Source organism: Methylacidiphilum kamchatkense Kam1, assembly GCF_007475525.1.
In the GTDB taxonomy this organism is placed as follows: domain Bacteria; phylum Verrucomicrobiota; class Verrucomicrobiia; order Methylacidiphilales; family Methylacidiphilaceae; genus Methylacidiphilum; species Methylacidiphilum kamchatkense.
This window is the reverse complement of the sequence record NZ_CP037899.1, coordinates 1,301,770-1,327,493: the sequence shown is the minus strand read 5'-3', so window position 1 is coordinate 1,327,493 and position 25,724 is coordinate 1,301,770. Positions and strand designations below refer to the sequence as shown.

General features: G+C 41.8%; 21 protein-coding genes and 1 pseudogene. 12 read left to right on the top strand and 10 right to left on the bottom strand.

The genetic code is table 11. The annotated features are described in order from the left end of the window. Window positions 1-12: 12 nt before the first annotated feature. Window positions 13-969 carry an alpha-amylase family glycosyl hydrolase gene (locus kam1_RS06260; protein WP_235276729.1) on the top strand — a complete coding sequence of 319 codons (957 nt, stop codon included), beginning with the start codon at window positions 13-15 and terminating at the stop codon, window positions 967-969. A gap of 34 nt (window positions 970-1,003) precedes the next feature. On the opposite strand, the gene kam1_RS06255 is transcribed toward kam1_RS06260, so the two are convergent. Beyond that, complete coding sequence (locus kam1_RS06255; RefSeq protein WP_134390579.1) at window positions 1,004-1,213, bottom strand: hypothetical protein; 210 nt, start codon at window positions 1,211-1,213, stop codon at window positions 1,004-1,006. Between the two features lie 75 nt (window positions 1,214-1,288). Between kam1_RS06255 and kam1_RS06250 the strand changes: the two genes are divergently transcribed. Beyond that, a complete protein-coding gene (locus tag kam1_RS06250; RefSeq protein ID WP_039720699.1) occupies window positions 1,289-1,705 on the top strand; it encodes a VOC family protein in 417 nt (138 codons plus the stop codon). Between the two features lie 9 nt (window positions 1,706-1,714). Here the strand turns inward: kam1_RS06250 and kam1_RS06245 are convergent, their stop codons facing one another. Both kam1_RS06245 and kam1_RS06240 read right to left on the bottom strand, forming a co-directional pair. Further along, entirely contained in the window at window positions 1,715-2,290 is a 576-nt protein-coding gene (locus kam1_RS06245; RefSeq protein WP_079254220.1) for a VanZ family protein, read from the bottom strand. Further along, window positions 2,290-3,546 (bottom strand): FIST signal transduction protein, encoded by a 1,257-nt coding sequence (locus tag kam1_RS06240; protein ID WP_039720700.1) that lies wholly within the window; start codon window positions 3,544-3,546, stop codon window positions 2,290-2,292. The genes kam1_RS06245 and kam1_RS06240 overlap by 1 nt, the downstream gene beginning before the upstream one ends. A 216-nt stretch (window positions 3,547-3,762) precedes the next feature. Here kam1_RS06240 and kam1_RS06235 point away from each other — a divergent pair, with 216 nt between their 5' ends. Beyond that, entirely contained in the window at window positions 3,763-4,455 is a 693-nt protein-coding gene (locus kam1_RS06235; RefSeq protein ID WP_143958447.1) for a rhomboid family intramembrane serine protease, read from the top strand. Window positions 4,456-4,522: 67 nt separating this feature from the next. Here the strand turns inward: kam1_RS06235 and kam1_RS06230 are convergent. Beyond that, a pseudogene (locus tag kam1_RS06230) lies at window positions 4,523-5,718 on the bottom strand (NAD-dependent formate dehydrogenase). A gap of 326 nt (window positions 5,719-6,044) precedes the next feature. On the opposite strand from kam1_RS06230, the gene kam1_RS06225 reads away from it, so the two are divergent. Genes kam1_RS06225 through kam1_RS06210 form a run of 4 tightly spaced genes read left to right on the top strand, consistent with a single transcriptional unit; the run spans window position 6,045 to window position 10,362 of the window. Beyond that, on the top strand, window positions 6,045-7,163 hold the full coding sequence (locus tag kam1_RS06225; protein WP_039720818.1) for a hydrogenase small subunit: 1,119 nt from the start codon (window positions 6,045-6,047) through the stop codon (window positions 7,161-7,163). Continuing rightward, window positions 7,156-8,955 (top strand): nickel-dependent hydrogenase large subunit, encoded by a 1,800-nt coding sequence (locus tag kam1_RS06220; RefSeq protein ID WP_039720702.1) that lies wholly within the window; start codon window positions 7,156-7,158, stop codon window positions 8,953-8,955. The genes kam1_RS06225 and kam1_RS06220 overlap by 8 nt, the downstream gene beginning before the upstream one ends. A 20-nt stretch (window positions 8,956-8,975) precedes the next feature. Then, window positions 8,976-9,662 (top strand): Ni/Fe-hydrogenase, b-type cytochrome subunit, encoded by a 687-nt coding sequence (gene cybH, locus kam1_RS06215; RefSeq protein ID WP_244945986.1) that lies wholly within the window; start codon window positions 8,976-8,978, stop codon window positions 9,660-9,662. Continuing rightward, window positions 9,649-10,362, top strand: coding sequence for a hydrogenase expression/formation C-terminal domain-containing protein (locus tag kam1_RS06210; RefSeq protein ID WP_052250395.1), 714 nt, complete (start codon window positions 9,649-9,651; stop codon window positions 10,360-10,362). Before cybH ends, kam1_RS06210 begins: the two co-directional genes overlap by 14 nt. 20 nt (window positions 10,363-10,382) lie before the next feature. Here kam1_RS06210 and kam1_RS06205 read toward each other — a convergent pair whose 3' ends face one another. Continuing rightward, a complete protein-coding gene (locus kam1_RS06205) occupies window positions 10,383-11,417 on the bottom strand; it encodes a hypothetical protein (protein ID WP_039720703.1) in 1,035 nt (344 codons plus the stop codon). Window positions 11,418-11,905: 488 nt separating this feature from the next. Between kam1_RS06205 and kam1_RS06200 the strand changes: the two genes are divergently transcribed. Beyond that, on the top strand, window positions 11,906-13,789 hold the full coding sequence (locus tag kam1_RS06200; RefSeq protein WP_039720704.1) for a heavy metal translocating P-type ATPase: 1,884 nt from the start codon (window positions 11,906-11,908) through the stop codon (window positions 13,787-13,789). Between the two features lie 489 nt (window positions 13,790-14,278). Here the strand turns inward: kam1_RS06200 and kam1_RS06195 are convergent, their stop codons facing one another. Then, the gene (locus kam1_RS06195) at window positions 14,279-14,566 is read right to left on the bottom strand and encodes a CCDC90 family protein (RefSeq protein ID WP_039720705.1); all 288 of its coding nucleotides are present in this window, start codon (window positions 14,564-14,566) and stop codon (window positions 14,279-14,281) included. A 242-nt stretch (window positions 14,567-14,808) separates the two neighbouring features. Here kam1_RS06195 and sixA point away from each other — a divergent pair, with 242 nt between their 5' ends. Next, on the top strand, window positions 14,809-15,291 hold the full coding sequence (gene sixA / locus kam1_RS06190) for a phosphohistidine phosphatase SixA (protein WP_039720707.1): 483 nt from the start codon (window positions 14,809-14,811) through the stop codon (window positions 15,289-15,291). 305 nt (window positions 15,292-15,596) lie between these two features. On the opposite strand, the gene kam1_RS06185 is transcribed toward sixA, so the two are convergent. Then, complete coding sequence (locus tag kam1_RS06185; protein WP_143958319.1) at window positions 15,597-16,712, bottom strand: phosphotransferase; 1,116 nt, start codon at window positions 16,710-16,712, stop codon at window positions 15,597-15,599. Window positions 16,713-17,070: 358 nt separating this feature from the next. On the opposite strand from kam1_RS06185, the gene kam1_RS06180 reads away from it, so the two are divergent. Next, window positions 17,071-17,871: a hypothetical protein gene (locus kam1_RS06180; RefSeq protein ID WP_039720710.1), complete on the top strand. Its 801-nt coding sequence runs from the start codon at window positions 17,071-17,073 to the stop codon at window positions 17,869-17,871. Between the two features lie 101 nt (window positions 17,872-17,972). Here kam1_RS06180 and kam1_RS06175 read toward each other — a convergent pair whose 3' ends face one another. Both kam1_RS06175 and kam1_RS06170 read right to left on the bottom strand, forming a co-directional pair. Continuing rightward, the gene (locus kam1_RS06175) at window positions 17,973-19,484 is read right to left on the bottom strand and encodes an Lhr family helicase (protein WP_143958318.1); all 1,512 of its coding nucleotides are present in this window, start codon (window positions 19,482-19,484) and stop codon (window positions 17,973-17,975) included. After that, window positions 19,438-22,131, bottom strand: a complete 2,694-nt coding sequence (locus kam1_RS06170; RefSeq protein ID WP_052250396.1) for a DEAD/DEAH box helicase — start codon at window positions 22,129-22,131, stop codon at window positions 19,438-19,440. The genes kam1_RS06175 and kam1_RS06170 overlap by 47 nt, the downstream gene beginning before the upstream one ends. 126 nt (window positions 22,132-22,257) lie before the next feature. Here kam1_RS06170 and kam1_RS06165 point away from each other — a divergent pair, with 126 nt between their 5' ends. Both kam1_RS06165 and kam1_RS06160 read left to right on the top strand, forming a co-directional pair. After that, a complete protein-coding gene (locus tag kam1_RS06165; protein WP_143958317.1) occupies window positions 22,258-22,713 on the top strand; it encodes a Slp family lipoprotein in 456 nt (151 codons plus the stop codon). A gap of 458 nt (window positions 22,714-23,171) precedes the next feature. Continuing rightward, entirely contained in the window at window positions 23,172-24,428 is a 1,257-nt protein-coding gene (locus kam1_RS06160) for a glycosyltransferase (RefSeq protein ID WP_039720713.1), read from the top strand. A 669-nt stretch (window positions 24,429-25,097) separates the two neighbouring features. Here the strand turns inward: kam1_RS06160 and kam1_RS10645 are convergent. Then, the gene (locus tag kam1_RS10645) at window positions 25,098-25,700 is read right to left on the bottom strand and encodes a DinB/UmuC family translesion DNA polymerase (protein WP_244946194.1); all 603 of its coding nucleotides are present in this window, start codon (window positions 25,698-25,700) and stop codon (window positions 25,098-25,100) included. Between the last annotated feature and the right edge of the window lie 24 nt (window positions 25,701-25,724).

Genomic DNA, 25,724 nt, shown 5'->3' with positions numbered 1-25,724 from the left:
ACTTAAAGAATAATGGGAAGAGAGCAGAAAAAAATTTGGATCTATAACATTTTCCCAAGGCTTTTGGGTACCATAAAGGATTGGGAAAATCATCTAGAGAGGATTGTTTGGATGGGTTTTGACGTAATTTTTCTTAATCCAATTAGCCCTTGTGGTGCTTCTGGAAGTATCTATTCCATATTAAACCCAAAGGCGATTGCTCCCGAATATGGAACCGAAGAAGCATTCCAGCGGTTTGTAACCCTTTGTCATCAGCAAGGGCTTGAAGTATGGGTTGATCTGGTGGCTAATCACATTGCCATAGATTCTCCTTTAATCAAAGAACATCCTGATTGGATTGTTTGGGAAGGAGGACAGCCAAAAAATCCTGGTTGTATTGACAATGGTCAGTGGATTAGTTGGAAAGATCTTGCTCAGCTTGACTATTCAAATAAAGGTCTCGTTGATTATCAGAAATCGGTCATTAAATACTGGTTGGATTTGGGAGTCGATGGATTTAGAGCGGATTACGCCTATGGGATTTCACCAGCCATTTGGAAAGAGTTGATTGCCTCTGGCCGGTCGATCCTTCCGGAAGTTCTGTTTTTTGGAGAAGCTTTAGGTTGTCCTCCAGAACAGGTGGTCAGCATTGCCAAAAGCGGCTTTGATTATATGGCAAGCTCCATTTTTTGGTGGGATGGGAAAGCGGAATGGTGGCCGCAACAGCGGGAACTCTACAGGCGGGAATCGATCAAACTCATTGGTTTTCCTGAGAGTCATGACACTGCACGTTGTGCTTCTTTTGAAGAAGCTCTGTTAAAACTGCATCGAGCCTATGAGCAGAGCGATGGCGTACTCATTCCAGCGGGCTTTGAATTTGGATTTAGAAGAAAACTAGATGTAGTCAAAACCACCAAAAGATGGTGGATAGAGGAGTTACCTGGTCGATGGAACCTGTCGGAAAGAATTAGGCAGTTGACTCATTCCTAAATCAATTTTCCCCTCATAGCATAGGGGGGGATCGTTAGCCATGTGGTTTGTACGAACGCCATTCTAATTTGCATTCAGAACATTTTAAGGCACCGTAGACATTATAGTAACTGCTATAACCAGTACTTGTATCCGACTTGGCCAACGTCATTTCATCATGGATATGAGCATGATGATGGCATAAGGCTCGACCGCAGGCTGCACAGGTTCCCCGGGCTTCTTCTTCGCAAAACCAGCATTTCATATACGTTTTTTTTAAATTAGAATTGAAAAGAGCTTACCAGAGAGATACTAAAAAAACAATAAGATTCTTTTTCTTATGGTTGCAATGCAGGCTATCCACCATGTTACTCTTCCCGTAAAAGATTTAGAACGCTCGATTCGGTTTTATACTGAAGTCCTTGGTTTAAAACAGATTGCTAGGCCTCCTTTTTCTTTTCCTGGTGCTTGGTTTGAGGTTGGAAACCAGCAGCTGCATCTAACCGTTGGGTCTTCTCCACTCCCTAATACAGAAAGCCTTAGGATAGACACCAAAGCCAGACACGTCGCTTTTCGGGTTAAAAACATAACGGAGGCTTTGACTTGGCTAAAAGAAAGAGGCTACAGCGAAGAGTCAACCGATCCAGCCTTCCGACTAAAGATCAATCTGGAAAGTGTTGCTGGGTTTCCTCAAATCTTTCTTTTGGATCCCGATGGCCATCTCTTGGAAATTAATTCTGAAAGTGTCGCCCATTAGCTAGGAGAGTTATTTATTTCTCTTTAGTTTTATATTTTTATAATCAGAAAAATGGTTCATTTTTTTCTTTGCTTGAGAAAGTCTAAGCATGCCAACGCTAAGGATTGCACCAGCGGTTGCTCCAAGACAGTCTGCTAACCAGTCATAAAAATCACATTGTCGGCCAGGGATAAGTCTTTGATAGTTTTCGTCGATCATTCCAAAGAGTGCAGCGAGGGCTATCCCATAGAGAAGTTTCATGGAAGCTTGGCAAAAAAGCCACCCGAGAATCGAATAGGCAAAAAAGTGGAGGATTTTATCCGATACATTTTTAGTGATTACAGAAAGCGTAGACCCTGGCAACGAAGAAAAGGCGAGGATTAAATCACAGTACAAAAAAGCAAGGACCCATTTACCAATCTTTCGGTGCATGTTGAAAGAATGGTTGTAAACGTAACCTTGAAAACGGATAGAGAAAAGAAAAAATAAGAAATTTATGGAAAAAAGTTTGTGATTTTCAATTGCGGACAGGCAACGAAGCTTCCTTGTTTGAGGTTCCAGCACGAAAATCCAATCCCTAGTTCTTTTTGAATCAGCTAAGGGCATTAACGGGTAATCGGCTCATCGCCAAGCAGCCAGACCGTCGTAGTTTGATTGTGATGGCCTACAGTGCCTGCGATAGTGTAGCCTGTTTCCCCATAAGTCGAAGCTCCAATCAGGGGTACATTTTCGCCGACTACAGATTTAACAGCTTGGATTTCTGCTCTTCCGGTTCTAAGTCTTTCAGACTGTTGGTGGCAAAGGATACAGTTAAAGAGCACAACGGCGGCAATTTTTTGAGGATACCCCGCATCGGCTATGGCTCTTTGTACGGCCAAACGGGTAGATTCAATCCGGCTTTGAGAATCAGCCTCGAGCAAGGAAACTCCTGAGCCTTGAGGAATTTCTGAAAAGAACGCCATCGAACCATCCTTTTGGATGGCAGCCGGGCTATGGATATGCCAGTAGTGACTCACTGGTTCTACTATTCCAAAAGGATGACTATTAAAAGCATTAAAGGCTTCTTGCCATGAGGAAGAAGCGGTCAACTCCATATAGACATCAGCAGCTCTGCGGTGATTTAAAGAATAGACGACTCTTCCAAAGCTTTCTGTTACAAACGCTCCTTTGCCAGGTACGGGACGGAAAGCGTTTGCTATGCCTACCCCATTCTTTAGAGTAGTGGCTAGGGCAAGAACCGAAAGAGCGTTTTTTTCTGCCTTCTCGTCTGCATAACAGTAGGTCTCGGTGACTCTTTCTAAATAGAGAGAGTCAGCCCCGCTCCCTCCGGAAATTCGGACTCCGCGCCCAACATATTCGCAAATGCCTTTCAGGCATTTCTCTTCGGTTCCAATCTGAGAATGAGCGACAAGCAAAGAAAAAGGAGTAGCTTTGAGCAAATCCGCCGGTTTTTTCCCGGAAAATCCTAAATAGAGGAGTTCAGGATCAAAATGAAGTCCTTCAAAGGCTTTTTGCACGATGGCTTTGGCGCTGTTTTCGGCGTCGACACCAATGGTTCCATAGGAAACATTGGATTTTAAGACATTTGCTAATGGCTCAATGGAAAGCATGAAAATACCCCCACAAGTCATCGCTTCTTCTATGCCGTTAAATTCCCCAGCGCTCGATAGTCCCCACAGATGACCGCTTAATGATTGTTTAATTTGACTGACTACCTGTTGTTGATTAAAAGTGCTTGAGGCAAAACAAATTGAGAATTCAGGCTGGCGAATCCCTTGTTTTTTAAGGGCATTAAGGACTTCCTCTACAGTTTTCCCATAAGCCAGAGCTGTTTTGACAAGAGAATTATCTATCGTGTTCATTTTAGAAAAAGGTGGAAAAATAACAAAAAGAAAAAACGGGTTGCTTTATTCTAAAAATAGTAAGTTGGAACGGACAGTGGCAAGCATTTTCGTTTTTGTTGAAGTTAGGTAAAATCCTTGTTTTCGGATAGGTTTTTTTAAAAAAATAAGGCTATTATTTGTTTTGTAGGAGTTCGGCTTTTCTAAAGATATCATTTGAAAAGTAATTTGTGTCGTATGATTCCCATTGCTGATACCATACCCAGTACTAGAAGACCATATGTAAATAATTTGTTAATTTTGACCAATGTGCTTGTCTTTCTTTACGAGCTATCTCTTGGCAAACAACTACAAAATTTTCTTCTGGATTATGGCAATGTGCCTGTTCGTTTTGTCTATTGGACTGAATTTGGTGGGGATACGTTAGATCCACACCGCTACATTCCTTTTATAAGCTCCATGTTTCTGCATGGAGGGTTTTTTCATATTCTTGGGAATATGGTTTATCTTTGGATTTTTGGAGACAATGTCGAAGATCGTTTTGGTCACATAGGATATCTTTTTTTTTATCTCTTCGGTGGTCTTGTTTCTGAAATTGTTCAGATCGTTTCTGATCCGCATTCCACTCTACCTATTATTGGAGCGTCTGGAGCCATTGCAGCCGTTTTAGGCGCTTATTTTGTTTTTTATCCTTATAGTCGGATCATCACCCTAGTGCCCTTTTTTGGATGGTATACCTTTGCTGAGATTCCCGCGGTTTTCTATTTAGGATTCTGGTTTTTCATGCAGCTTTTCAGTGGCTCTCTGATGGCAATGAGTCCAGAAAGTATGGCTGCAGGAGGAGTGGCCTGGTGGGCTCATGTGGGTGGATTTGTCGCAGGAGTGGTGGTAGGCTGGATCCTCAAGAAGATTTTCCCGATCGAAGACTGATAGAAAAAATACGGCTTTTTCTCCTGAATGGAGAAAAAGCCGTGGTATTAGTTAAAAACCTGGATTGTTATTTATTTTTTAATAGTTCTTCCACCCCTTTTGTCGTACTGCCTGCTGTGTAGGAATGGGCCCCGACTCCTGCAAGCTTGCCGCCTTTTACAATCAGGTATTCCTCTCGGATCGGCCGACCCTCAAAAAGCATTCCAAAATTTCCCTTGTCCCGGCAGCATATCGAGCTTGAGCTGAAAGGGTTGTTCCTGAATAATGGGGAGTCATCCCATTGTAAGGCATAGTTCTCCAGGGATGATCGGCAGGAGGAGGTTGCGGGAACCAAACGTCTCCTGCATAGGCTGCGACTTTACCACTTTTCACAGCTCTTACCACAGCGTCTCGATCACAGATTTTACCTCTAGCGGTGTTCACAATAAAAACACCCCGTTTGCATTTTTCAAAAAGCTGATCGTTGAAAAGATGCTCGGTAGAAGGATGCAAAGGACAGTTGATGGTAATGACATCACAATGAGGGACCATTGAATAAACATCTGGGTGATAGGTAACACCGAGCTCCCTTTCGATTTCTGGAGGCAGCCTATGCCGATCTGTATAGTGCAGGTGGACATCGAAGGGTTTTAGTCTTCTGAGCACGGCCAGTCCGATTCTACCTGCTGCGACGGTTCCGACATGCATCCCTTCCAGGTCATAAGCTCTTACGGCGCAATCGGCTATATTCCAGCCTCCTTTGACAGCCCATTCGTGCGCAGGAAGATAATTCCTCACAAGCGAAAGAATCATCATGACCACATGCTCAGCCACGCTAATGCTATTGGAATAGGTAACTTCGGCGACAGTTATGCCTGCTTCTATGGCTGCCTGAATATCCACATGATCTGAACCAATCCCTGCCGTAATAGCCAGTTTTAAATTTTTAGCCTTCTTAATGCGCTCAGGAGTTAAATAGGCAGGCCAAAACGGCTGAGAAATGACGACATCAGCAGTGGGTAGCTCTTTTTCGAAAACAGAATTGGGTCCGTCCTTATCCGAAGTAACAATAAATTCGTGTCCAAGTTCTTCCAGATACTTCCTTAGACCGAGCCCTCCCGAAACAGATCCTAAGAGTTCCCCTGGCACAAAATCAATCCGCTTGGGATTAGGCACCGTTTGACCATCTGGATACTTTTCAATTTTAGGGATCGAATCCCGAATGTAAGATTTTGGATAGCCATCCACTGGATCGGGATAAAGAACACAAAGTACTTTTGCCATATTTTTCTCCTTTGGTTTAATTAATAAAATTTATACACCTAAAAGAAGTATAAGTAAATAAAATATTATCTAAAAATTTAATTTTAGTAATATATAAAAATAATTAATATTATTTATCTTTTTACAAATTATATTTTTAGCTCTGATTCTTTATTCCATTCGGTTTTCGGATGGACTATCCTGATCGTAAAAGCGTGGAAAACCCTAATAGTATCGTCAGGGAGAAGATGACTTTTATAGGGCATTCGAAGAGCCTTTATCAAGGCCCAAAGCTCAATTGTTGAGAGCCAGGGGGCTGGGGTATAATGGAAGGGAAAAGAGGGCGAATGAAATACGAAGAAGAAAGTTTTTATGCTCTGATTCATAAACAAGGAATTAGCAGAAGGAGTTTTATAAAGTTTTGTACTCTTTCAGCTTTCAGCTTGGGGCTTGGCATAGATGTAGTCCCGCAGATGCTCCATGCGTTTGAAACCAAGCCGAGAATACCCGTTATATGGCTCCATGGCTTGGAATGCACATGTTGTTCAGAATCCTTCATTCGCTCAGGCCATCCCCTTGTTAAAGATGTGATTCTATCAATGATATCTCTTGACTATGATGAGACGCTCATGGCTGCTTCCGGATGGCAGGCCGAACAGTCCTTAAAAGAAACAGTTGAAAATTATAAAGGCAAGTATCTTTTAGCCGTTGAAGGCAATCCTCCAACCAAAGAAAACGGAATGTTCTGTATAGTCGGAGGCAAACCGTTCCTAGAACACCTTCGGTGGGCGGCAAAAGATGCCAAAGCAGTGATTGCTTGGGGCAGTTGTGCTTCTAACGGTTGTGTGCAAGCAGCAAAACCTAATCCTACAGGGGCGACTCCTATCCATAAAATCATTCAGGACAAGCCAATTATTCGTGTTCCAGGTTGTCCTCCTATTGCAGAAGTCATGACGGGAATCATCACCTATATGGTCACCTTTGACCGGTTCCCTGAATTGGATTCTCAGAACAGGCCAAAGATGTTTTATAGCCAGCGGATTCATGACAAATGCTACCGGCGTGGTCATTTTGATGCGGGGCAGTTTGTGGAACAGTGGGATGATGAAGGGGCAAAGAAAGGATATTGCTTGTATAAGGTGGGCTGTCGTGGGCCGACGACCTATAACGCCTGTTCGACTACTCGGTGGAACGGAGGAGTAGCGTTTCCGATTCAGGCTGGCCATGGATGTATTGGCTGTTCGGAGGATGGATTCTGGGATAATGGTCCTTTTTATAGTAGGCTGTCGAAGATCGAATTGTTAGGAGTCGAAACGGATGCCGATACGCTTGGCTTTAGCCTTCTTGGAGCAGCAGGCCTGGGGATGGCTGCGCATGCAGTCGCTAGTGGGATTTTCAAAAAGAAAAGAGAAGAAGCCTCGGCGGCTGATGCTGTAAAAGACCAAAAAGGAAAAAAGGATGAATGACCAACAAAAGGTTTCGGGTAGTTCTCCGTTGAACAGCTCAGAGCGTAGAATTGTGATCGACCCGATCACGCGGATTGAAGGCCATCTGCGTTGTGAAGTGAATATTGATGCAAACAATACGATCCACAATGCAGTCTCTAGTGGAACCATGTGGCGTGGTATTGAACTGATCGTCAAAGGAAGAGATCCAAGAGATGTCTGGGCATTTACCCAAAGAATCTGTGGAGTCTGTACGGGCGTACATGCTTTGGCTTCGGTACGAGCTGTGGAAGATGCCCTTGGCATAACAATTCCAGACAATGCCAACTGTATCCGTAATATTATGCATTTGGCACAAATGGTTCAGGACCATTTGGTCCATTTCTATCATTTGCATGCACTCGATTGGATCGATGTCATTTGCGCATTAAAGGCCGACCCCAAAGCCACTTCTGAAATTGCTCAGAAAATATCTTCCTATCCCAAATCCTCTCCAGGGTATTTTTCTGACATCCAAAATAGGTTTAAGCGGTTTGTGGAAAGCGGCCAGCTGGGGTTATTTAAAAATGGATATTGGGGGCATCCAGCCTATAAGTTGCCTGCTGAAGTCAATCTGTTAGCTCTCTCTCATTATCTAGAAGCTTTGGATTTTCAAAGGCAAATTGTAAAAATCCATACGGTTTTTGGTGGAAAAAATCCTCACCCTAATTGGCTTGTTGGTGGGGTGCCCTGTGCCATTAATATCGACGAGACCATGGGAGCAGGAGCCCCCGTTAATATGAGTCAGCTCAACTTAGTCTCTTCGATTATTGACCGATCGATTGAGTTTGTTGAAACGGTCTATTTGCCAGATATTCTTGCGATTGGCTCCTACTATAAAGATTGGCTTTATGGCGGAGGTCTGTCTTCCAAAAATGTTCTTTCTTATGGGGAAATCCCTGAGCAGGCAGGCGATCAATCTTCAGCTCATCTCTGCTTTCCGCGAGGAGCGATCCTCAATGGGAATTTGAACAACGTCCATGAGGTCGATCCCAGGGACTCGTCTCAAATCCAAGAATATGTTTTTCATTCTTGGTATAAATACCCTGATCCTGCCGAAAGCAGGCATCCTTGGGAGGGGATAACTGAACCTTATTTTGTCTTAGGGCCAAACACCAAGGGAAGCGGAACACACATCCAACAGTTGGATGAACAAGGTAAATATTCTTGGATTAAAGCCCCGCGGTTTAAAGGAGAGCCTATGGAGGTGGGGCCCTTAGCAAGGTTTCTGATCGGTTATGCTTCGGGAAGAGAGGAATTTAAAGAACTGATTGAACGATCGCTTCGTCAATTGGAGCTTCCTTTAGAAGCCCTTTTTTCCACTTTAGGCAGAACACTTGCTCGGGCATTGGAGGCTTCTCTCTGCGCAAAGCTGCTCAAAAGATTTTATCAACGCCTCCTTACAAACATTCAATCTGGTCAAACGACAACAGCTGACACCACTAAGTGGGATCCAGCCAGTTGGCCTATTCAGTCCAAAGGGGTCGGTTTGGTCGAAGCACCTCGAGGCGCTCTTGGTCATTGGATTCGGATAAAAGATGGAAAAATCGAAAATTATCAAGCCGTTGTTCCCACCACTTGGAATGGCTCGCCTAGAGATCCAAAAGGAAAGATGGGTGCCTTTGAAGCCTCGCTTCTGAATACCCCATTGGCAAAGCCAGAAGAGCCTTTAGAGATTTTACGCATCCTCCATAGTTTTGATCCTTGCTTGGCCTGTTCCACCCATCTCATCGATGCAAAAGGAAGGAAACTGGCCCAACTGAGAGTGGTTTGAAAGCATCCTCCATGAAGCCAATGAAAGAAAAGACTCTTAAGACTAAACAGGTATATGTGTATGAAGCCCCCCTAAGGCTTTGGCATTGGATTAATGCGGCATCTATTTTCGTTCTAAGCCTCAGCGGGTATTTCATTGCACATCCTCCGCCAAGCATCGGAGGAGAAGCCTTCGGGCATTATAATTTTGCCTTTATCCGATACGTTCATTTTGTAGCAGCACTTCTGTTCGATGTAGGACTTATGATTAGAATCTATTGGGCGCTTGCTGGCAATAGGTTTGGAAGGGATTTTCTTCTTTTACCTTTGTTTGATCGTTGTTGGTGGACTGAAGTGTTGAAAAAAATCAAGTGGTACCTGTTTTTGGAAAAAGAGCCTATAAAATATGTTGGAGCGGATCCATTGAATCGGTTAGCAACGTTTTGTGTTTTCCTTTTAGACTGGTTCATGCTTATCACTGGATTGGCTTTATTTGGAGAAATGGATGGGATGGGAACATGGGCATATTACTTGTTTACAATTTGGGTCCTTCCAATCTTCGGTAGCAGCCAAAACTTGCATACCTTTCATCATTTAGGAATGTGGCTGTTTGTTATCTTTATCCTGCTCCATGTCTATGTCGTAATTCGTGAGGATATTCTGGGGAGAGTCAGTGTCATCGAAACGATGATCAACGGCTGGAGGACTTTTCGGGATGATCGACCATAGGTTGATAGAAATGCAAACACTGCTTGAAAGAATCTTCTATTCTTTCCTTGAGGCACAGAGTAGGAAGGAGTCAGAAAAAATATCTCTTAGCGCGCCCACTGATATCCAATCAGTTGCCAATTTCCTAAGCGTAGGGGAAGTCGAAATCACTATTGATAAGCCACTCCCTCTTTTTATCTTCGAGACTCAAATTCTTGGACTTTGGGCCATTTGTCTCTCCAATAGGCTTCAATGGCTTGAAGTAGGCCAATTGCCTTCTGCCTTATTGGAAACTCAAAGGTCTCTTCCCTCTATTCCGAGATTTTCTCTTAAAGAACTTGGCCTTTCCAGTGGTGGACTCATGAACTCACCCTATCTTCTGGTAGAAATCAGCCGGCTGGCGACTGAGTATGTAATAGAAGAAAAACCTCAGGTTATCCAGCTTAGCCTCTTGCCACTGTCCCTGAAAGACAAGGAGTTTTTAAAGTTGACTTTAGGCTTGGGCAAGACGCTTATCCGCGTCAAAGGCTACGGGGACTGTCTCATCAAGAATTGTCAGTACAAAAATATCTGGTGGATCGAGCATTTTAATTCAGAAGGCAAAAGCTTATTGCAAGCAATTGAGATCGACGAAGTGCCTGCCATAGTAATGGCAGCTAAAGAAGATTTGGACGAAAGTCTCTTGAGAATAAAAAAGTTACAACAAGAGCTATCCATTTAATCATTGCAAGAGAGAAGACGCTAGGGAGAGAAAATTCGAATCAGTGGAGCAAAAAAGTCCTTGGCCCCATTTGAAGCCCCTTCTTTTTCGATCTTCGGAGGATGCGCTAGTTCGATCCGAACGATCAATCCTCCAGCGCGAACAATTTCTTTTACCTCTGCTGGACGGTCTTTAGTGATTTCGATGATATCTTTTTTGTCGATTTTTAGGTGTGGTAGACTCGAAGAAAATATCGCACTATCGTACCTTTCTCCAAAAGGGAAGATGATGCCGGCAGTGATCACTCCTTCAATAATTCGACGCGTAGCAAGACCAGCTTCATGCGCAATAAAAAGCCCATCTTTGTAAGGAGAATCCACAGAAAACCTTCCATAAGTCCAAGTATTGATTGGGTGGATGCCTCTTTTTTTAAAAGCTTTGCCTATGTCCGAAAAATGAACGATCAGCGGTCTTTTCTCTGTCCTATTGTTGCTTTCTTCTTGCCCTGTTTCTGCTTCTCCCTCTTCAAGCGTTTCGTCAGTGGAGCCGGCTCCCTTCCTTGACGTAGGTTGCTTTTCCTTTTTTTCCAATTTTTCGGCTTTGGGAATCGATAGAATTTTTGGAACAGAGGAAAGCCTTAGCCTAGCATAAAAGGAGCCGGCTTGAATCATTTCAAGAACCTCCGCTGGATTTGATTCAGCAATTTCAAATCGTGTTCCTTCTTTAAGTCCAGGAATATCAAAGGCTGTTTCGCAAATAGCCATCTGTACAATGACTTCGGTTGGAGATACTGTAAAAGAACTCATTTTTTGCAAGAAACTATAACTGAGTAGCTTAGGAAAACCGGCCGCAAATACCCCATCCTTCACTGGTGCCCAAGCTGTGAATTTCCCATAGGTCCAGACGTTCTTTGGTTTGGTGCCCAGTATGGAGACCTTTTTATGTAGTTCAGCAAAGGGGACTATGGTTTGAGAATGATGGTTTTGCTTTGATAAAGAGCGAGGATGAGGAAAAAGGGTAAGCGAGCATAAAAAAATGCTAGAAAGGATAAGGATTTTCTTTGTTAGACTTTTCAAGCTTTTTCTAAATTCAATGTTTTTTTAAATAAGATCTATACATCTATACTAGGGAAAAGTTTAGAAAAGCATAATTTTTAGTCCTTGCTTTGCAGCAGGTTGCTTGGGGCTGTCATTTATCCCTCTGATTCCAACAATGCTTTCATCTTTTTTTTAAAGCATGAAACTAAAAGCATTTTTATCATTTGTCTTATTCATTGGTCGAACACAGAGGAATGGTTCTCTATATGAGAGAACCACTTCCTGGAAAGCCATACAATAATCGGCGCAATCTTAGCTTATGTTCGAGATCTTGCAAGCCGGATAAAACCATAATGAACTTCCTAGGTGGTTGCCTACCGTTTCTGTATACCAATTTTGCTAATAAATCATAACCCTAGAGGTTAAGAGGCAATAGGAAGATACTTGATAGGACAATGTCATCAGAGAACATGTCTTTGTTTTTGATTTAGAGACAATGGGATGTAATCCTTAGAAAGAGGCTGTCTATGAGTCCAGAAACATACAGAAAAACGGTGGGGCAAAAAAGGACATTCATAGAGAAAGGGACTGAGCTCATCGCTCTTGGCTCTTTGCTTTCTATTATTGCGTATGTGGTGCTCCGTTATTTATTGAAGCTAGAGCCATTTGTTGCCACTCTGCCTCTTTTTTTTAGCTACAGTATCGGTGGTATCCCTCTTCTCATTGAGTTGGGATGGAAATTGTTTTGCCTTGAGTTTGGTTCTGATCTTCTGGCTGGAATTTCGATCATTAGCTCTTTCCTTCTTGGAGAATATTTGGCAGGGGCAATAGTAATTTTGATGCTGAGCGGTGGACAGCTATTAGAAAGATTAGCTATCTATCATGCTTCTGCCGTGTTGAGAGCGCTTGCCCAAAGAATGCCCACGGTAGCTCATCAAAAACTGAATGCTTCTGTCAAAGATATCGGTTTGAAAGAGGTGATCGAGGGAATCGAGCTTATCATTTATCCACACGAAATCTGCCCAGCCGATGGGGTCGTTATCGAAGGCAAAACGGTCATGGACGAAAGTTATTTGACTGGAGAACCTTTCATGATTTCAAAGACAGTTGGTTCCACGGTTCTTTCTGGAGCTATTAATGGGAATGCGGCTATTCGCATCCGAGTTCTTAGAAAACCGGAAGACTCTCGCTATGCAAAAATAATGGAGGTCATTAGAAAAACCGAAGAAGCTAAGCCTAGAATAAGAAGGCTTGCTGAACAGATAGGGGCTTTTTATACTCCTTTGGCCATTTTTATAGCTACTGCAGCGGGTATGGTTGCTAGTAGTCCACTTCGATTCCTCTCAGTTATGGTCATTGCTACTCCTTGTCCCCTGCTTTTGGCGATTCCTGTAGCGATCCTTGGGTCCATTTCACTTTGTGCGCGTCGATCGATTGTAGTGAAAGACAGTCAAGCTCTTGAACTCATCAGCAAATGCCAGACAGCCATTTTCGATAAAACTGGTACATTGACTTATGGACTGCCTAAGCTTGTGGAAGAATCTTATGCTAGCTTTTTTGAACCCCGGTTTGTCTTTGAGTTAGTTGCAAGTCTAGAACGATACTCAAAGCACCCGCTGGCAGCGGCTGTTTTGCAAAAGGCTACAGAAAAGAAAATCGAGTTCAGGGAGCTCTCTGAAGTGCATGAACCTTCAGGAAAAGGTCTTTACGGACAGTTTGGAAAAATGAGTGTTAGGATTACAACTAGGTCCAAGTTGCCCTCTAATATCAAGGGGCTAGAACAGATGCCTAGAGAAAGTGAAGGGTTGGAATGCGTAGTGTTGATCGATGAGGTGTATGCGGCTACTTTTCGTTTTCGAGATGCTCCAAGAGAAGAAAGTAAACCATTTATCGCTCATTTATCGGCTAAACATGGATTTAAAAAAGTTCTTATTGTTTCTGGTGACCGAGAATCTGAAGTCCGTTATCTTGCTAAACAGGTGGGTGTATCCACCCTATATGCTCAATGTAGCCCTGAGCAAAAACTTGAAATTGTTAGAAAAGAGACTAACCAAGCAAAAACCTTGTTTGTAGGCGATGGCATAAATGACGCTCCAGCCATGATGGTGGCAACCGTTGGGATTGCTGTGGGATTAAATAGTGAGCCGACAACAGAGGCGGCTAAGGTTGTTATCATGGAAAATACGTTGATGAAGGTCGATGAGTTTCTTCATATCGGCAGAAGAATGAGGATGATTGCCCTGCAGAGTGCTATTGGTGGAATGATGCTAAGCTGCATGGGCATGGGCATTGCGGCTATAGGAGGATTGACCCCAGTAGAAGGAGCCATTTTTCAAGAAATCATTGATGTATTCTCATTGCTTAATGCGCTTAGAACCGTTTTTCCACCCAAAACTATCAGAGATTTTTAATTAGATTCTGTTTCTTTTGCTGTGTTCTGAAACTCCATGCTTGTTGCTCTCTATTCGTTTCTTGATTAGAATCAAAGCGTACTGACATGGAATAGGAAGTATGTCATCCTTGTTTTTCTAGACATAAAATTCAGTCTTATGCCTACTAGTCTGAAATCTTATTGCTGGCATTTCGTCTGCTATCTAAAAATCTGGTGCCATAGTGTACTGTCAATCCACTTGTTTGCCTAGGTGATCTGTTAAAACTTTGTCAGATAGTTTTTTATGTCTCATAAAAACCTAATGCCTTTCCTTTCTCTTCCATTACCGTTCCCTTTGGCAATCTGACGACTTTTCTCTAATACTTTGTTCCACTGCTGCTCAAGTGTCCTGTGGCCACTATGATTCTTTTTAGAAAAGATAAACAGTTGTATCTTTGTGATAGGAATTTATCAACTGATCTTTAGAGAGGACTGAACTGCTAAAAATACATTTCTTTGAAGATTTTTTTCAGAGATGGATTTTTAAAATGATGCCTAAAAGAACGATGCTCCCCATGAGTAATCCAAAATATTGAGAGAGGCGTTTATCCAGGTTTTCAATTTTTGATTCTAGTTTGTCTATCCGAAGACTCAGTTGCATTTCCAGCCGCTGTTCTGCGTTAAAAGAGGCGGTTTTTTTATTTTCTTCAAGAAATCCTTCAACAAGCGCTTCAGAGATAATCTCAGCTTGTTTTTGAGTCAAACCAGCTTCTTCTAGCCGCTTACTGAGTTTTAGGGTATCAAATGTAGAGGCCATTTTTTTCTTCTCCTTTTGTTGAATAAAAAGTTCGTCTTTAATATGGTTCTTTGCATTCTAAAAAGAAAACTCGAAGTAAAAAGCTTTCTGAATGAGTTCTTAGTTTTTTATACGCCAACTCTTAAGCTACTGAAAAAACTCTATGGTTTATCTGCTTCGTCGTTTTCTTCAGAGGAACTGATCATTGACCTAAGTGGGGAAAAGGATGTAAAAAGAAAAGAATCAACAAGGGGGTGTCCTTTATGAATCTTTATTTGATTCGTCATGCAACAGCCGAACCAAAAGCGGATACGGATGCTCAGAGAAATTTGGTTCCTGAAGGTAAAGAAGAAGCAAAGATTGTGGGAAAAGGATTTAAGAAGCTTGGGATAAAACCTGATGTAATTTTCAGTAGCCCTTTAAACCGAGCCTTGCAAACGGCAAAGATGATAGCCCAGACATTGAAATTTGAGAACGAAGTGGTGATTATTCCTGAACTGGAGAATGGGCATTCGGCCTCTGAACTACTGGAAGTGATTAAAAAGTACGATAGCCAATCCTCTCTTTTACTTGTTGGTCATATGCCAAGTCTTGCTGAGTTTCTATCCGATTTTATTGGTGCCAGTAGACCTCAGGCCTTTCCGTTTGATAAAGGAGGAGTCGCTGCCATTCGATCTGAACAGCTTCGGCTAGGTGTCTGGGAATTGAGATTCATGTTGCGTCAGAGTCAACTACGTAAATTTTAAAAATTTTTCTATTTTCTCCTCCTCCTCCTTTGGGTTTACTCTCTGCAGACCCGAAAGCTAAGGATTCGTAGAAGAGGAAAAGAGAAAACAAAGAACTGTCTTGTAGTCAACCACGCCGCTTCCTGTAGCAGTTGGTGTCTATCTGCAATTCAAGAAGCAAAAGCTTATAACAAACACATAGTGGCTATGAATAGCCTTTTATGGAGAAGGGAGGATGATAGAAAGAGCCGGTAGTGTTTCTTGTATGGTCTTTCTATTCAAACAAGCTGTTTTTTTTTCGGTTAATTGGAGAGGGTGCAGACTAGCTAAAAAGTCAATTGCCGGTTAAGCATCTTCCGAATCGATTGAAAAAGCACCTCTTTTTCTTCGGTTAGTAACATATAGCTTGTAGAAAGTAGGTTTTCTTTTGTTTGCGGTGTAAGGCATCCCAAAGCGTCAGGTCCTATGCATCTTCGAAAGATTTCAGCTCCAGCGATTTTAAATGCCAAAGTTAGCTCAAAGCTCTCCGGCAACCTGTAATAGCTTAAAGCATAAAAAAAATGCTCCACTAATCCAGCTAGAAGAAGGTGGGATAAAAGTAGGCCCAGGTCGATTTCTGGTCTTCCGCAAATCATCGATTCAAAATCGGATATCCCAACACCGGTTCCTGTTCGGATCCAGCTAAATGGTAAAAAATTTCCATGAATCAGTGTTGGACCTTGGTCTAAGTAGTGATACGCAGCCTGTTTCATCGCAGAGTAAAATTTCCAGTCTGCAAGAAACTTTCGTTTCAGCCGATTGATGCTCTCATTTTTTTTGTAATCCGAAAGCGATTTTTTTTGTTTCATGGGGCTGACAAAAAGATTCCTCCAGTGATACTTACGCATCGCTTGATTCTCGAACTTCACAATCATTTTCTTTTGGTAAAAGGTGGAGTGCAGATAAGATAGAAAATCGAGGAGAGAAGTTAGTTCGTCGATAGAGAAGGGCTCTTTTTCATAGATTGCTGAGTAATCCTTTTTCCCGAGCTCGGATAAGATGAGCAAATAGTTTGTTTTGTCTACATAAAGCAGAGAGGGTACATAGCTTCTCAGTATGGAATCTTTGGAGCAAAGCGAATAAAACTCTGCTTCTTTGAGAATTCGTCCCATAGGCGCTCGACTGGACGGACAACAATCAATCCATGGCCTGGATTGTTTTAAAAGGAATGTCCTATGTGAGGTTTCTACTCTGACAATTTTATCTATTCTACGGGCCGATTCTGTTGTTAAGGATACAATCGATTCTTGAGGGTATAAAAATTGGATCGATTGTAAATAGATTTCAACTTTCGGTTGCTTTGCTTCTAAAAAGAACAGTTCTGGAAAATTTTTTTCCCAATCTTCGTAATCCTTGGGAAGCCTTTTGTTTTTTAGGTTGGAAACAAACGGAGAGAAAATCATAAATTCCTATTCCTTTCTATATATGAGAGAATCCTTCGTTATTTCCTATTCCTTGTAGTAGAAGTTCTTCTATATTTTAGGGTTAAAAAGGATTGCGCTTGCTGCCTAATCCTTATTCCTAATCCATTAGAGAGAATCACACAGCTTTCTTGGAGAGAAGAACGGAAGCATTAACCAATACTGCTGTCAATAAAAAATTGAAAAAATAATAAAGTTATACAATCAATGAAACAATTTTTGAGGTTTTAACGAAGATATGGCTTCTGAATTTTCAATATAAAAGCATACATGCTACAAAAAAAGATTTCTTTGCATTCTATCTTGTAATTGTTAATAACTTTGATTCATATTTTTTATTATGAAAGCTTATGAAAAATTTTTGGCTACAGCCATTCAACTTCGAACCTTGCCAGATGAAACCATCAATCTAGTCAACGAGCTTATTAAATCTATTGTCTCGTTACATCTTACAAATGACAAATTACAGCATTTGAATGTAGAGACTTTGGAGGAGGACAAATCTCCAAAACTTTCTTCAGATATTTTTTTAAAGGTGATTGAAAAAGCAGGAGAATCAGGAATTACTCTTGATGAGCTCTCTGATAAACTTCGTTGCCCAAAAGCTACCGTAGAGAAGATGCTTACAGAGCATTCGCAAGATATTGAGTATGTTGGAAAAGAACGGGTCGCACTGAAGAAATTCGTTCAGCCTGCAGCCCTTCCATCCTCTTTAAGAGGTCGGAGTCGGCTGACTGTAGAAAAATTTATTGAAATTGTTAAAGAAGCGCCAATACATATCGATGACTTAGCCGCTAAGTTAGGAGTCAAATCGAGTTCCTTAAGGGTCTTTTTAAGCAGACATAGAAAGGAGTTAAAAAATATCCGACTTGAAAAATCTTACTTTAAATTTGTGGAGTCTTCTAGAAGAGGGCAGGATAATATAAGAACAGAAAAAGTAATGGCGATACTGGCTGAAGCGGGAGGCAGAATTTCTAATAAAGATCTTGCCTTTAAACTTGGAAAAACCACTCGCCAAATTTCAAATTGGTGGACCTCTTTGATCCGACGAAAAGCCAAGCAGCTGGAAAAGCTCGATTATAATCCTAAAGAACATGTCTTCTTATTAAAGGCAGCAACCGAAAACTCTGAGTCATCCTAAGTATCGCTTTCAGTTTTTTGGCTAAAGTTTCCTCTTTTGGTTGAGGCCATTCGCTTAAAAGATCTGTGACGGCTCTCTTTTTTTTAATGAACGAGCCTATTCTACTGTTGGACTGGCTTCTTAATTATTTCACTAAGGGAGGAGGGATCAAAAACTGATACAGAAGGTTGGAAAGGAGAGGATACCTCTTCTTTTATTTTTTTAAGCATGGTAATGGCCTCAGGCAGTGCAAACTGTTCTCCCATCCCTTCGATAAATTGACCGGCTAGGAGCTCTTCTCGCATTTCCATAAGCCTCAGGATGGGGAGCAACTGAGGCCATAGTCCATAATAAACGTTTTCTTTTTCGAGGAGTTTTTTAAAAAAAATACCGTACCGACGCAGCAACATTCTCAGAAGCTTTTCTATTTTCTTTTCAGTTGAAAGAGCTGACTCAGTAGTTTCTGATAATCTCGGTGTAGATTTTTTTTCTATACTCAGCTTATAGGTCTCAGCAGTCCATCTTCCCCAACTTGAAGAAAGAGCGAGTCTTAAAGAAAGAGAGAGTCTTTTCTTTTTAGAAAAAAAATGTCGTAACGCACTAACACAATCCGCTCTGACCAAACCGCAGCCCACTAGTTCCCTAAGATCGCTTTCTATTTCCCATGGGGCAGCTTTACTTGCTCCTAACAATTCATCAAAGAAAAGCGCTCTTTTTTCAACGATCAGCTCATACAGTCTTTTTGCCCTAGAAGAAAGGGCTAAGGAAGGAATAGGTAGACAAGGCTGTTTTTTAAAGACACTTGCCTGTGCTCTTTCTAAGAAGGCTATTGAACAGGAAGAATGGCTAAAAGAAGCACTCTTTCTATTGCTTTTGTTTTTAATCACCCAGACAATTCTTCCTGAAAGGCTTAATTGATCCAGCCAGGAAGGATCGTAATTTTCCATTCTAGAAGGCAGAATTTCTTTTTCCCATGATTCCAGAGGCGCAAAATAGCCTTCCAGCATTTTAAGAACTGCAAAAAGTCCTTCTAGCCCGCAAGCTTTAGTGTCGGCTGTCAGCCGTTGCCACTGGTAAAGAAAACGTTGGTAAAGCTCAATAGCAACCGGTTGTATAGCATTCCTACAGTAGGTTCTAGAAAGCTTATGGAGTTGCGATAAGACCGAACGATGACACCACGTACTCTCCTTTAATCCTTTCTGAAAATGACCTCTAAAAACAACGCCTTGAGCCTCGAGGAATTGAAGCGCTGTGTCTACCTCTTCGACTGAACGATTAAGTAGAAGCGCAAGTCTTTTAGAACTCACTGGCCCTTCGTATTGAAGCCTTGCTTGCAGTAGTTTGGATAAAGCCTCTACTAGACTAATAGAAGCGTTCTCATCGGTCTTAGAGAAGTGTCTGGGGTAAAGAGCTGAAAAGCAGGCAAGCCACTGCTGAGCAAACCAAAGGTTGTATCCAGTAGAAAGATGGATACAGAAAATCTTCCCTTCTTTACGTAAGGCTTCCGCCCATTCGGTCAGTCCATTGTCTTTGCCTGGGCTCCATATTCTATCCTCATTGGTTAGAAACCCAACAGAAGAAAGAAAATCAAAAAAGACTTCTCGATCCTTTGGTTTTTGCCAATAGGAAGCCATGAACTGCTCGATGGCTTGCTGATTGGAGCTGCGTCCTGATCGTGAGTTCTTCTGGATCGTATGTTGTTTTAAAGGGAACCGATCGGCTCCTCCGCTCTTCTAGTGGGGCAGGATCCAGGTAGGTATAAGGGGCTGAGGAGAGTAAAGCGACTGCCGGAAAAGAAGGGTTGGTGGACTCTCTATGTGTCAGGAGGAGGGCTCCTTTCTCAATGGAAGCTAAAAGTTGTTCAAGCCCTCTACAGTCCAGAACCTCTTCCAAGCAATAGGCAAGGGTTTGTTCTACAAGAGGATGCTTAGGGATCGATCGGTTCCCAATGATATTCTCAAGGCAGGCCGTTGCTTCTGGAAAAATAAGCGAAAGGAGGTTTTCAGCTTCCATCTTTTGGACTAAAGGAGAAGAGAATTTGCCAGCTCTTATTTTGGGGATAGCCAGAGCGGTTGTGGCCGTCCATCGCCATCTGATTCCAAAAAAAGGCGCATCGATCAAAGCTTGAATAAGTAGTTCGCGAACAGAATGAGAAGAAAGAAAATGCATCAGATCTTTGAGAGGAAAACTGTGAACGGTCGTTAAGGATAACACTAATCCCTCTTCGGAAGCAGCAGCTTGTAGTTCAAAATTAAATTTTCTACAGAACCTTTTGCGCAAGGCTAGCCCCCATGCCCGATTCAATCTTAACCCTAAGGGAGAATGAATAACCAGCTGTGTGCCTTCGGTAGGATCAAAAAATCTTTCTAAAACAATATTATCAGCACTCGGGATGGTGCCAAGAGTAAGGTTGGTCAGAAGAAAAAATCGAGCAAGCTCTTCAGCAGCTTCTTTAGAAATCTCAATAAGCTCTTCAAAATGTTTTGAGAGTGCTGTCGCTGTAGTTTGGTTCTGAAAAGATTGGAGGAACTCGGCTGCTTCTTTTCTTATCGTATCAATAGTCTGGTTTAGCAAAGGACTCCTCGCCGGCGCTTCGCCAAGCCAAAAAGGAATCGTAGGATTCGATCCGGCAGCATCTTCGACCAGGACTTTCCCCCGTTTTACCTTTTTGATTTTCCATGGATGATTTCCAAGAAGGAAGATGTCACCAATTAAGCTTTCTAAGGCGAAATCTTCGTTGACAGTTCCGATCCTTGTTTCGTCAGTCTCCAAAGCGACAATATAGTCTCCTGAATCCGGGATCGTACCTCCCGAAGTTAAGGCTCTTAGTTTTGCCCCTTTTTTGGCTCTTAGCCATCCGTTGGAATCAAAAAAAAGGAGGGCGCGTTGGCTCCCTCTTAAAGGATGAAACCCGTCACAGAGCAATTGCGTAAGTTCATGAAACTTTTCAAAAGATAGGTTTCTGTAGGGATAAGCTTTTGAAAAGAGTGCATAGAGTTGTTTTTCCTCCCAAGGTTCAGCAGCCACTTCAGCTACTATCTGTTGCATCAGAACGTCAAGAGGAGCTTCCGGAAGGTGGATAGATTCAATTTTACCCTGTTTTAAAGCATACAGAAGGGCAACACACTCGACTAGATCATGGATGTCCAATGGGAAAAGATGACCATGAGCCAGCCGTTCGTTTTGAGGATTATGATTCGACCGGCCAATTCTTTGAATAAAAGAGGAAACCGATCGAGGAGAGCCCATCTGGCATACTCCTTCCACTGTTCCAATGTCAATACCAAGTTCAAGAGAGGACGTAGCGACCAGAACGTTGAGCTTGCCTTCCTTAAACTTTTTTTCTATGGCTTTTCGGGTCTCTTTAGAAAGACTGCCGTGATGGGTCCCAATCTTTTCTGGATCCATTAAAAGACCAAGATGATGAGCCATTTTTTCGGCTAATCTTCGAGTGTTAACGAATACAAGGGTAGTGTGGTAGTGATTGGTTAATTGGATAATCCGGCGATAAATTTTATCCCAGCCTTCCTGCGGCATGACATGCCCAAGAGGAAGAAAAGGAAGTTCGAGCCTAGCGTCTAATTTTGAGGGTATTCCTAGATCAATAATGTGGCAGGGAGCAGAAGGGGATAGAAAATGGCCCAGTGTTTCCATAGGGCGCATGGTGGCGGATAATCCGATTCGCTGGATTGGTCTTTTGCAGACATGCTCTAGCCGTTCTAAAGAAAGAGAAAGATGAGCCCCTCGATTGTTGTCTGCAATCCAATGGAGTTCGTCCACAATGACCGTTCGAACTGTTTGCAGGATTTTTCTCCCTGAACTACTAGTAAGCAGTAAATAGAACGATTCAGGTGTAGTAACTAGTATGTGTGGGGGATGAAGGCATTGTTTTGTTCTTTCATAGGCGGAACAATCGCCCGTTCTAACAGATATAGTTAATGGAGTCAGGCGTGGCTCTCCAGATTTCGTAAAATGAGGGATTTCAGACAAGGGTTTTCTTAAATTTGTTTCTATGTCGTTTCCAAGAGCCCTTAAGGGAGAAATGTAAAGGAGGTAGACGCTTTCAAAAGGCGTAGAGAAAATGGTGTTTTTCCAAATCTCATCAATAACTACAAGGAATGCTGCTAAAGTTTTTCCTGAGCCAGTTGGGGAAGATGCGACAACATTTTTCCCTTCTCGAACAATAGGCCAAAGCGCTTTTTGAACCGGCGTGGGAACACCGTAAGTATGTTCAAACCATCGTTTGACCTGAGGTAAAAAAGTATGCAGACAATTTTCCATGATTGCTCAACATAACGTTTTTTTAGCTTCCTTAAAAAAGCTTTTAGTTTCTTGGAAAATCGGATTTTCTGAATTTAAAAAATATTCTTTTTCTAAATTAAATTATAAATTGAATATTTTTTTTTTATGCGGGTAAAGTCGCTTCCATTTTTCATTCTCCTCTTTTTTTCTACCGCCACTTTTTCTCTAGCAGGTCCCTTTACCAAAGAAGAAAAGCTCATTCTTAAAACCGAACCTCCTTTTTCTGCCATTATGGCGCATCCTGAGGCTTATATTGGGACTCGATTGTTTGTCGGAGGAGTCATTGCTCAAGTCCAAAACCTACCTGATCGATCTTTGATGGAGGTTATCCACAAACCCCTGTCCAAGAGCTTTAAGGTGCCTCTTGCAACGGACTTGAGCTATGGAAGGTTTTTAGTCTCCACAAGAAAGTTTCTTGACCCTTCCATCTATACGAAAGGGAAAAGTGTAACGGTAATAGGAAGACTAAGCCGGGTACAGCCAGGAATCATTGGAAAAAGACCCTATAAATACCCAGTAATTTCTGCTTCGCATATCCATCTGTGGTCTGATACTTACTAAATCTATCGATTTTTTTAATATTCTGAATTAATAGGAATGAGGATAAATTTTAAAGACTCTTAATCCCCTTAGTGATCCTAAGATATATTCTCAAAAATATTTCAATGGTTTTACTGGGTATCTTTCTTTATTAGAAACTGATCTTCTTTTACAATCTGCTAGTAGTAATGAAAAATGATGAGAAAAAAGATCCATCAAAAAAGGAATCTGGAAAAACCGGCTTTTATGTTTTTCTGATTCTTTTGTTACTGTCTCTTCTTTATTTTGGTTTGCTGTTTTTCTCAGCCGTCAACCAATCTAGTCCATATGAAAGGATGTTTCATAGGTAAGAATCAATAGCGATATTTTTCTCCAGTTGACGGTAAGAAAAAAAAAAAACCGAAAGGATTATTCCTAAGAAGAAATTGTTGTGTTTCATCTGCAAGATGGAGATAATTGCATTGGAAAAACTTACATAGGTGAAAATCGCTTGGTTTAGTCCTTTACCTCCGCAAAAATCTGGGATTGCTGATTTTAGTCGTAATGTTCTGACTTATTTAAAGAAATTTTCCAAACTCATCCTATATGTTGAAGATTATTGGCCAACGGAATCCTTGGCTAGGGATTGTCAGGTTGTTCGGTATGTTGAAAAGTCTCGGATCAGTTGGAGACTGTTGGAGCAAGTGGAAGCCTGTGATCTAGTCTTCTTTAACATGAGTAATGATTTTCGCTTTCATTCTTATGCTTACGAGTTGTTGTTGAGATATCCTGGGATAGTGATTCTGCACGATTACGTGCTGCAGTTCTTTTACGCTGGTTATTATTTAATCGAAAAAAGAAATTTTTCAGGCTACCTAGAAAAATTCAAAGAATTATACGCTTTGGATTTGCTCACAACACACCCAGTGGCAGATGGACGTACGGTCATCTTGAATTTTTTAAAAAAAATTTATGTGGATCATTCTATCCTTTGGTATCCAATGAATGAAGAGGTCATTTCAAAGGCTTCTGCACTGATCGTCCATTCTGATTTTGCGCTTCAGAACATTAAAAAGAAGTTCTTGTCAAAACCGGTCGTTAAGATTGATCTTCCTTATACGTTGCCTGAGGAGACTTTGGTTTCTTTGCCGTCTAACCCGTATAGCTTTTCGGTGCCAAAGGATAGACCTAAACTCATCGCAGCTACTTTCGGCTATGTGCTACCTAACAAAGCCTATGAACTGGTGTTCAAGGTATTGCAATCTAATCCCATGCTGCAAAACCATATGGAATACTGGATCGTTGGAGGGACGTTCTTTTGGTATAATATTCACAGCCTTGCGAAAAAATATAAGCTGCAAGCCATTGTGAAGATCTTTGGATATCAGGAGCCTGAAAAAGTGCAGGAGATTCTTTCATGCGTGGATCTCTGCATTGCCTTAAGGGATCCGACAATGGGAGAAACGTCTAGTTCGCTGCTTAATCAAATGCTTTTGTCTAAGCCAGCGGTAGTTCTAAATGTAGGTTGGTATGCAGAACTGCCCAATAGCTGCGTTTTCAAGCTTAATCCGGAGTCTGCTGAAAAAGAGTTGGAAGAAATCTTGAAAATGTCTCTTTTTAACCGATCTGAACTTATAAAAATGGGCAATAGGGCAAAGGAATATGTTTTAGCTCATCATACGCCAATGCATTATGCTCAAAAGCTGATGGAAGTGGGGCGACAGTTCAATGAATTGATTAATAAAAAAATTGATTGAATGACTAATCATCATTTCCGTGTCTGCCTTGCTGAGTTCGTTATATTATCTGCTGTGAAGTTTGGGTTATGGGAATAAAACTATTATAGAGGCCTGATAACTTTCTGCTTCTTGCAGGACTTAAGGATACGCATTCTTATTAGCCTTGTCAGGCAACGCATGGGTTGGCTGCCTACTAGGAAAGATAGCATGGTCGTATCCTTTACTAAAAGGAATACAAGACTGCTTCTATCCCTTCCATCTTATCTTGCTCTTTTACAGGCTTCACATTACGCGATCAAGCATGGCCCCTTTTTAAAGAGGACGGCTGCAAACAAAGTAGGTAATTCCTCTGCTGATCTTCTGATATAATTGTAAACTTCATACTCTGTTTGGCTATAATTACAGACAGGTTAGCTTCTTTTTTCTAAATCCTCTTTTTGCTATTCAGACCCGATCCTTGCGTTGCCTACTTCAATATGCTCTACATTGCCTTTTGTCTTTACTGAATCTCATGATGTTTTTTTTCGTTGTACAGCTTCTGCCTGCCTTTTTTATAGAAGCAGACCTTGTTGACTTATTCTGCTTTTGCCCTGTCTGGGCTGTTATCATCCATTTTTTAAGAGGTAGGGGATTTTCTTGCAGCGAGCTATAAGCGCCTAAAACGCTAATTTCTTAATTTTCCAGAGTTTAGGCTCGGACTGTTGGAATTTCTTTCCATCTGCTTGTGTATCTAGGGGTTTTTCTTTCTGCTCGCAGCCGCCAATTTTCGCTGAACAGTTCCGTTCCTACCCTCAGGGCTGGCTTGCTTCTACCCATGGACCAATCATCCAAAAGTTGGGAAAGAGTGCGTAATTTTTCTTTTTTTTCCTCTTTGCTTGACCAGAAAGCGAGCTGACGATTTCCTTTTGGTTGAAGATCGAAAAGAAGCACGCCTGATTTTGTATAGGTTCTGTTGGGTTTATAAATGGACTGGAGAAGACTTTCTCCTTTGTCCAACAGAGTGATCGTATCTTCCACTGGCTCTATAAACCGAAGAGTTGCTGAGGTCACTTGCCCAGGAAAAGACCCATGCCTGACGAATACTGTCATGCTTCCAGCGGCTAGACCGAAGCGTCTGAGCTTCCCTCCGGCTTCATTCACAAAATTAGCCGTAGCCGCTTGTAGCTCGTCCAGTCGAAAAAGAGCTTTTCCAAAAGTCTGCGATGAAAGGATCTGCTTTGGAGGTTTGGCGTTTTCTTCGAAATCAAAACAGCTTACCCCTCTTAGTTCCCATACCGTTCGTTCTAGCATCACGGAGAATAGTTTTCTTATATG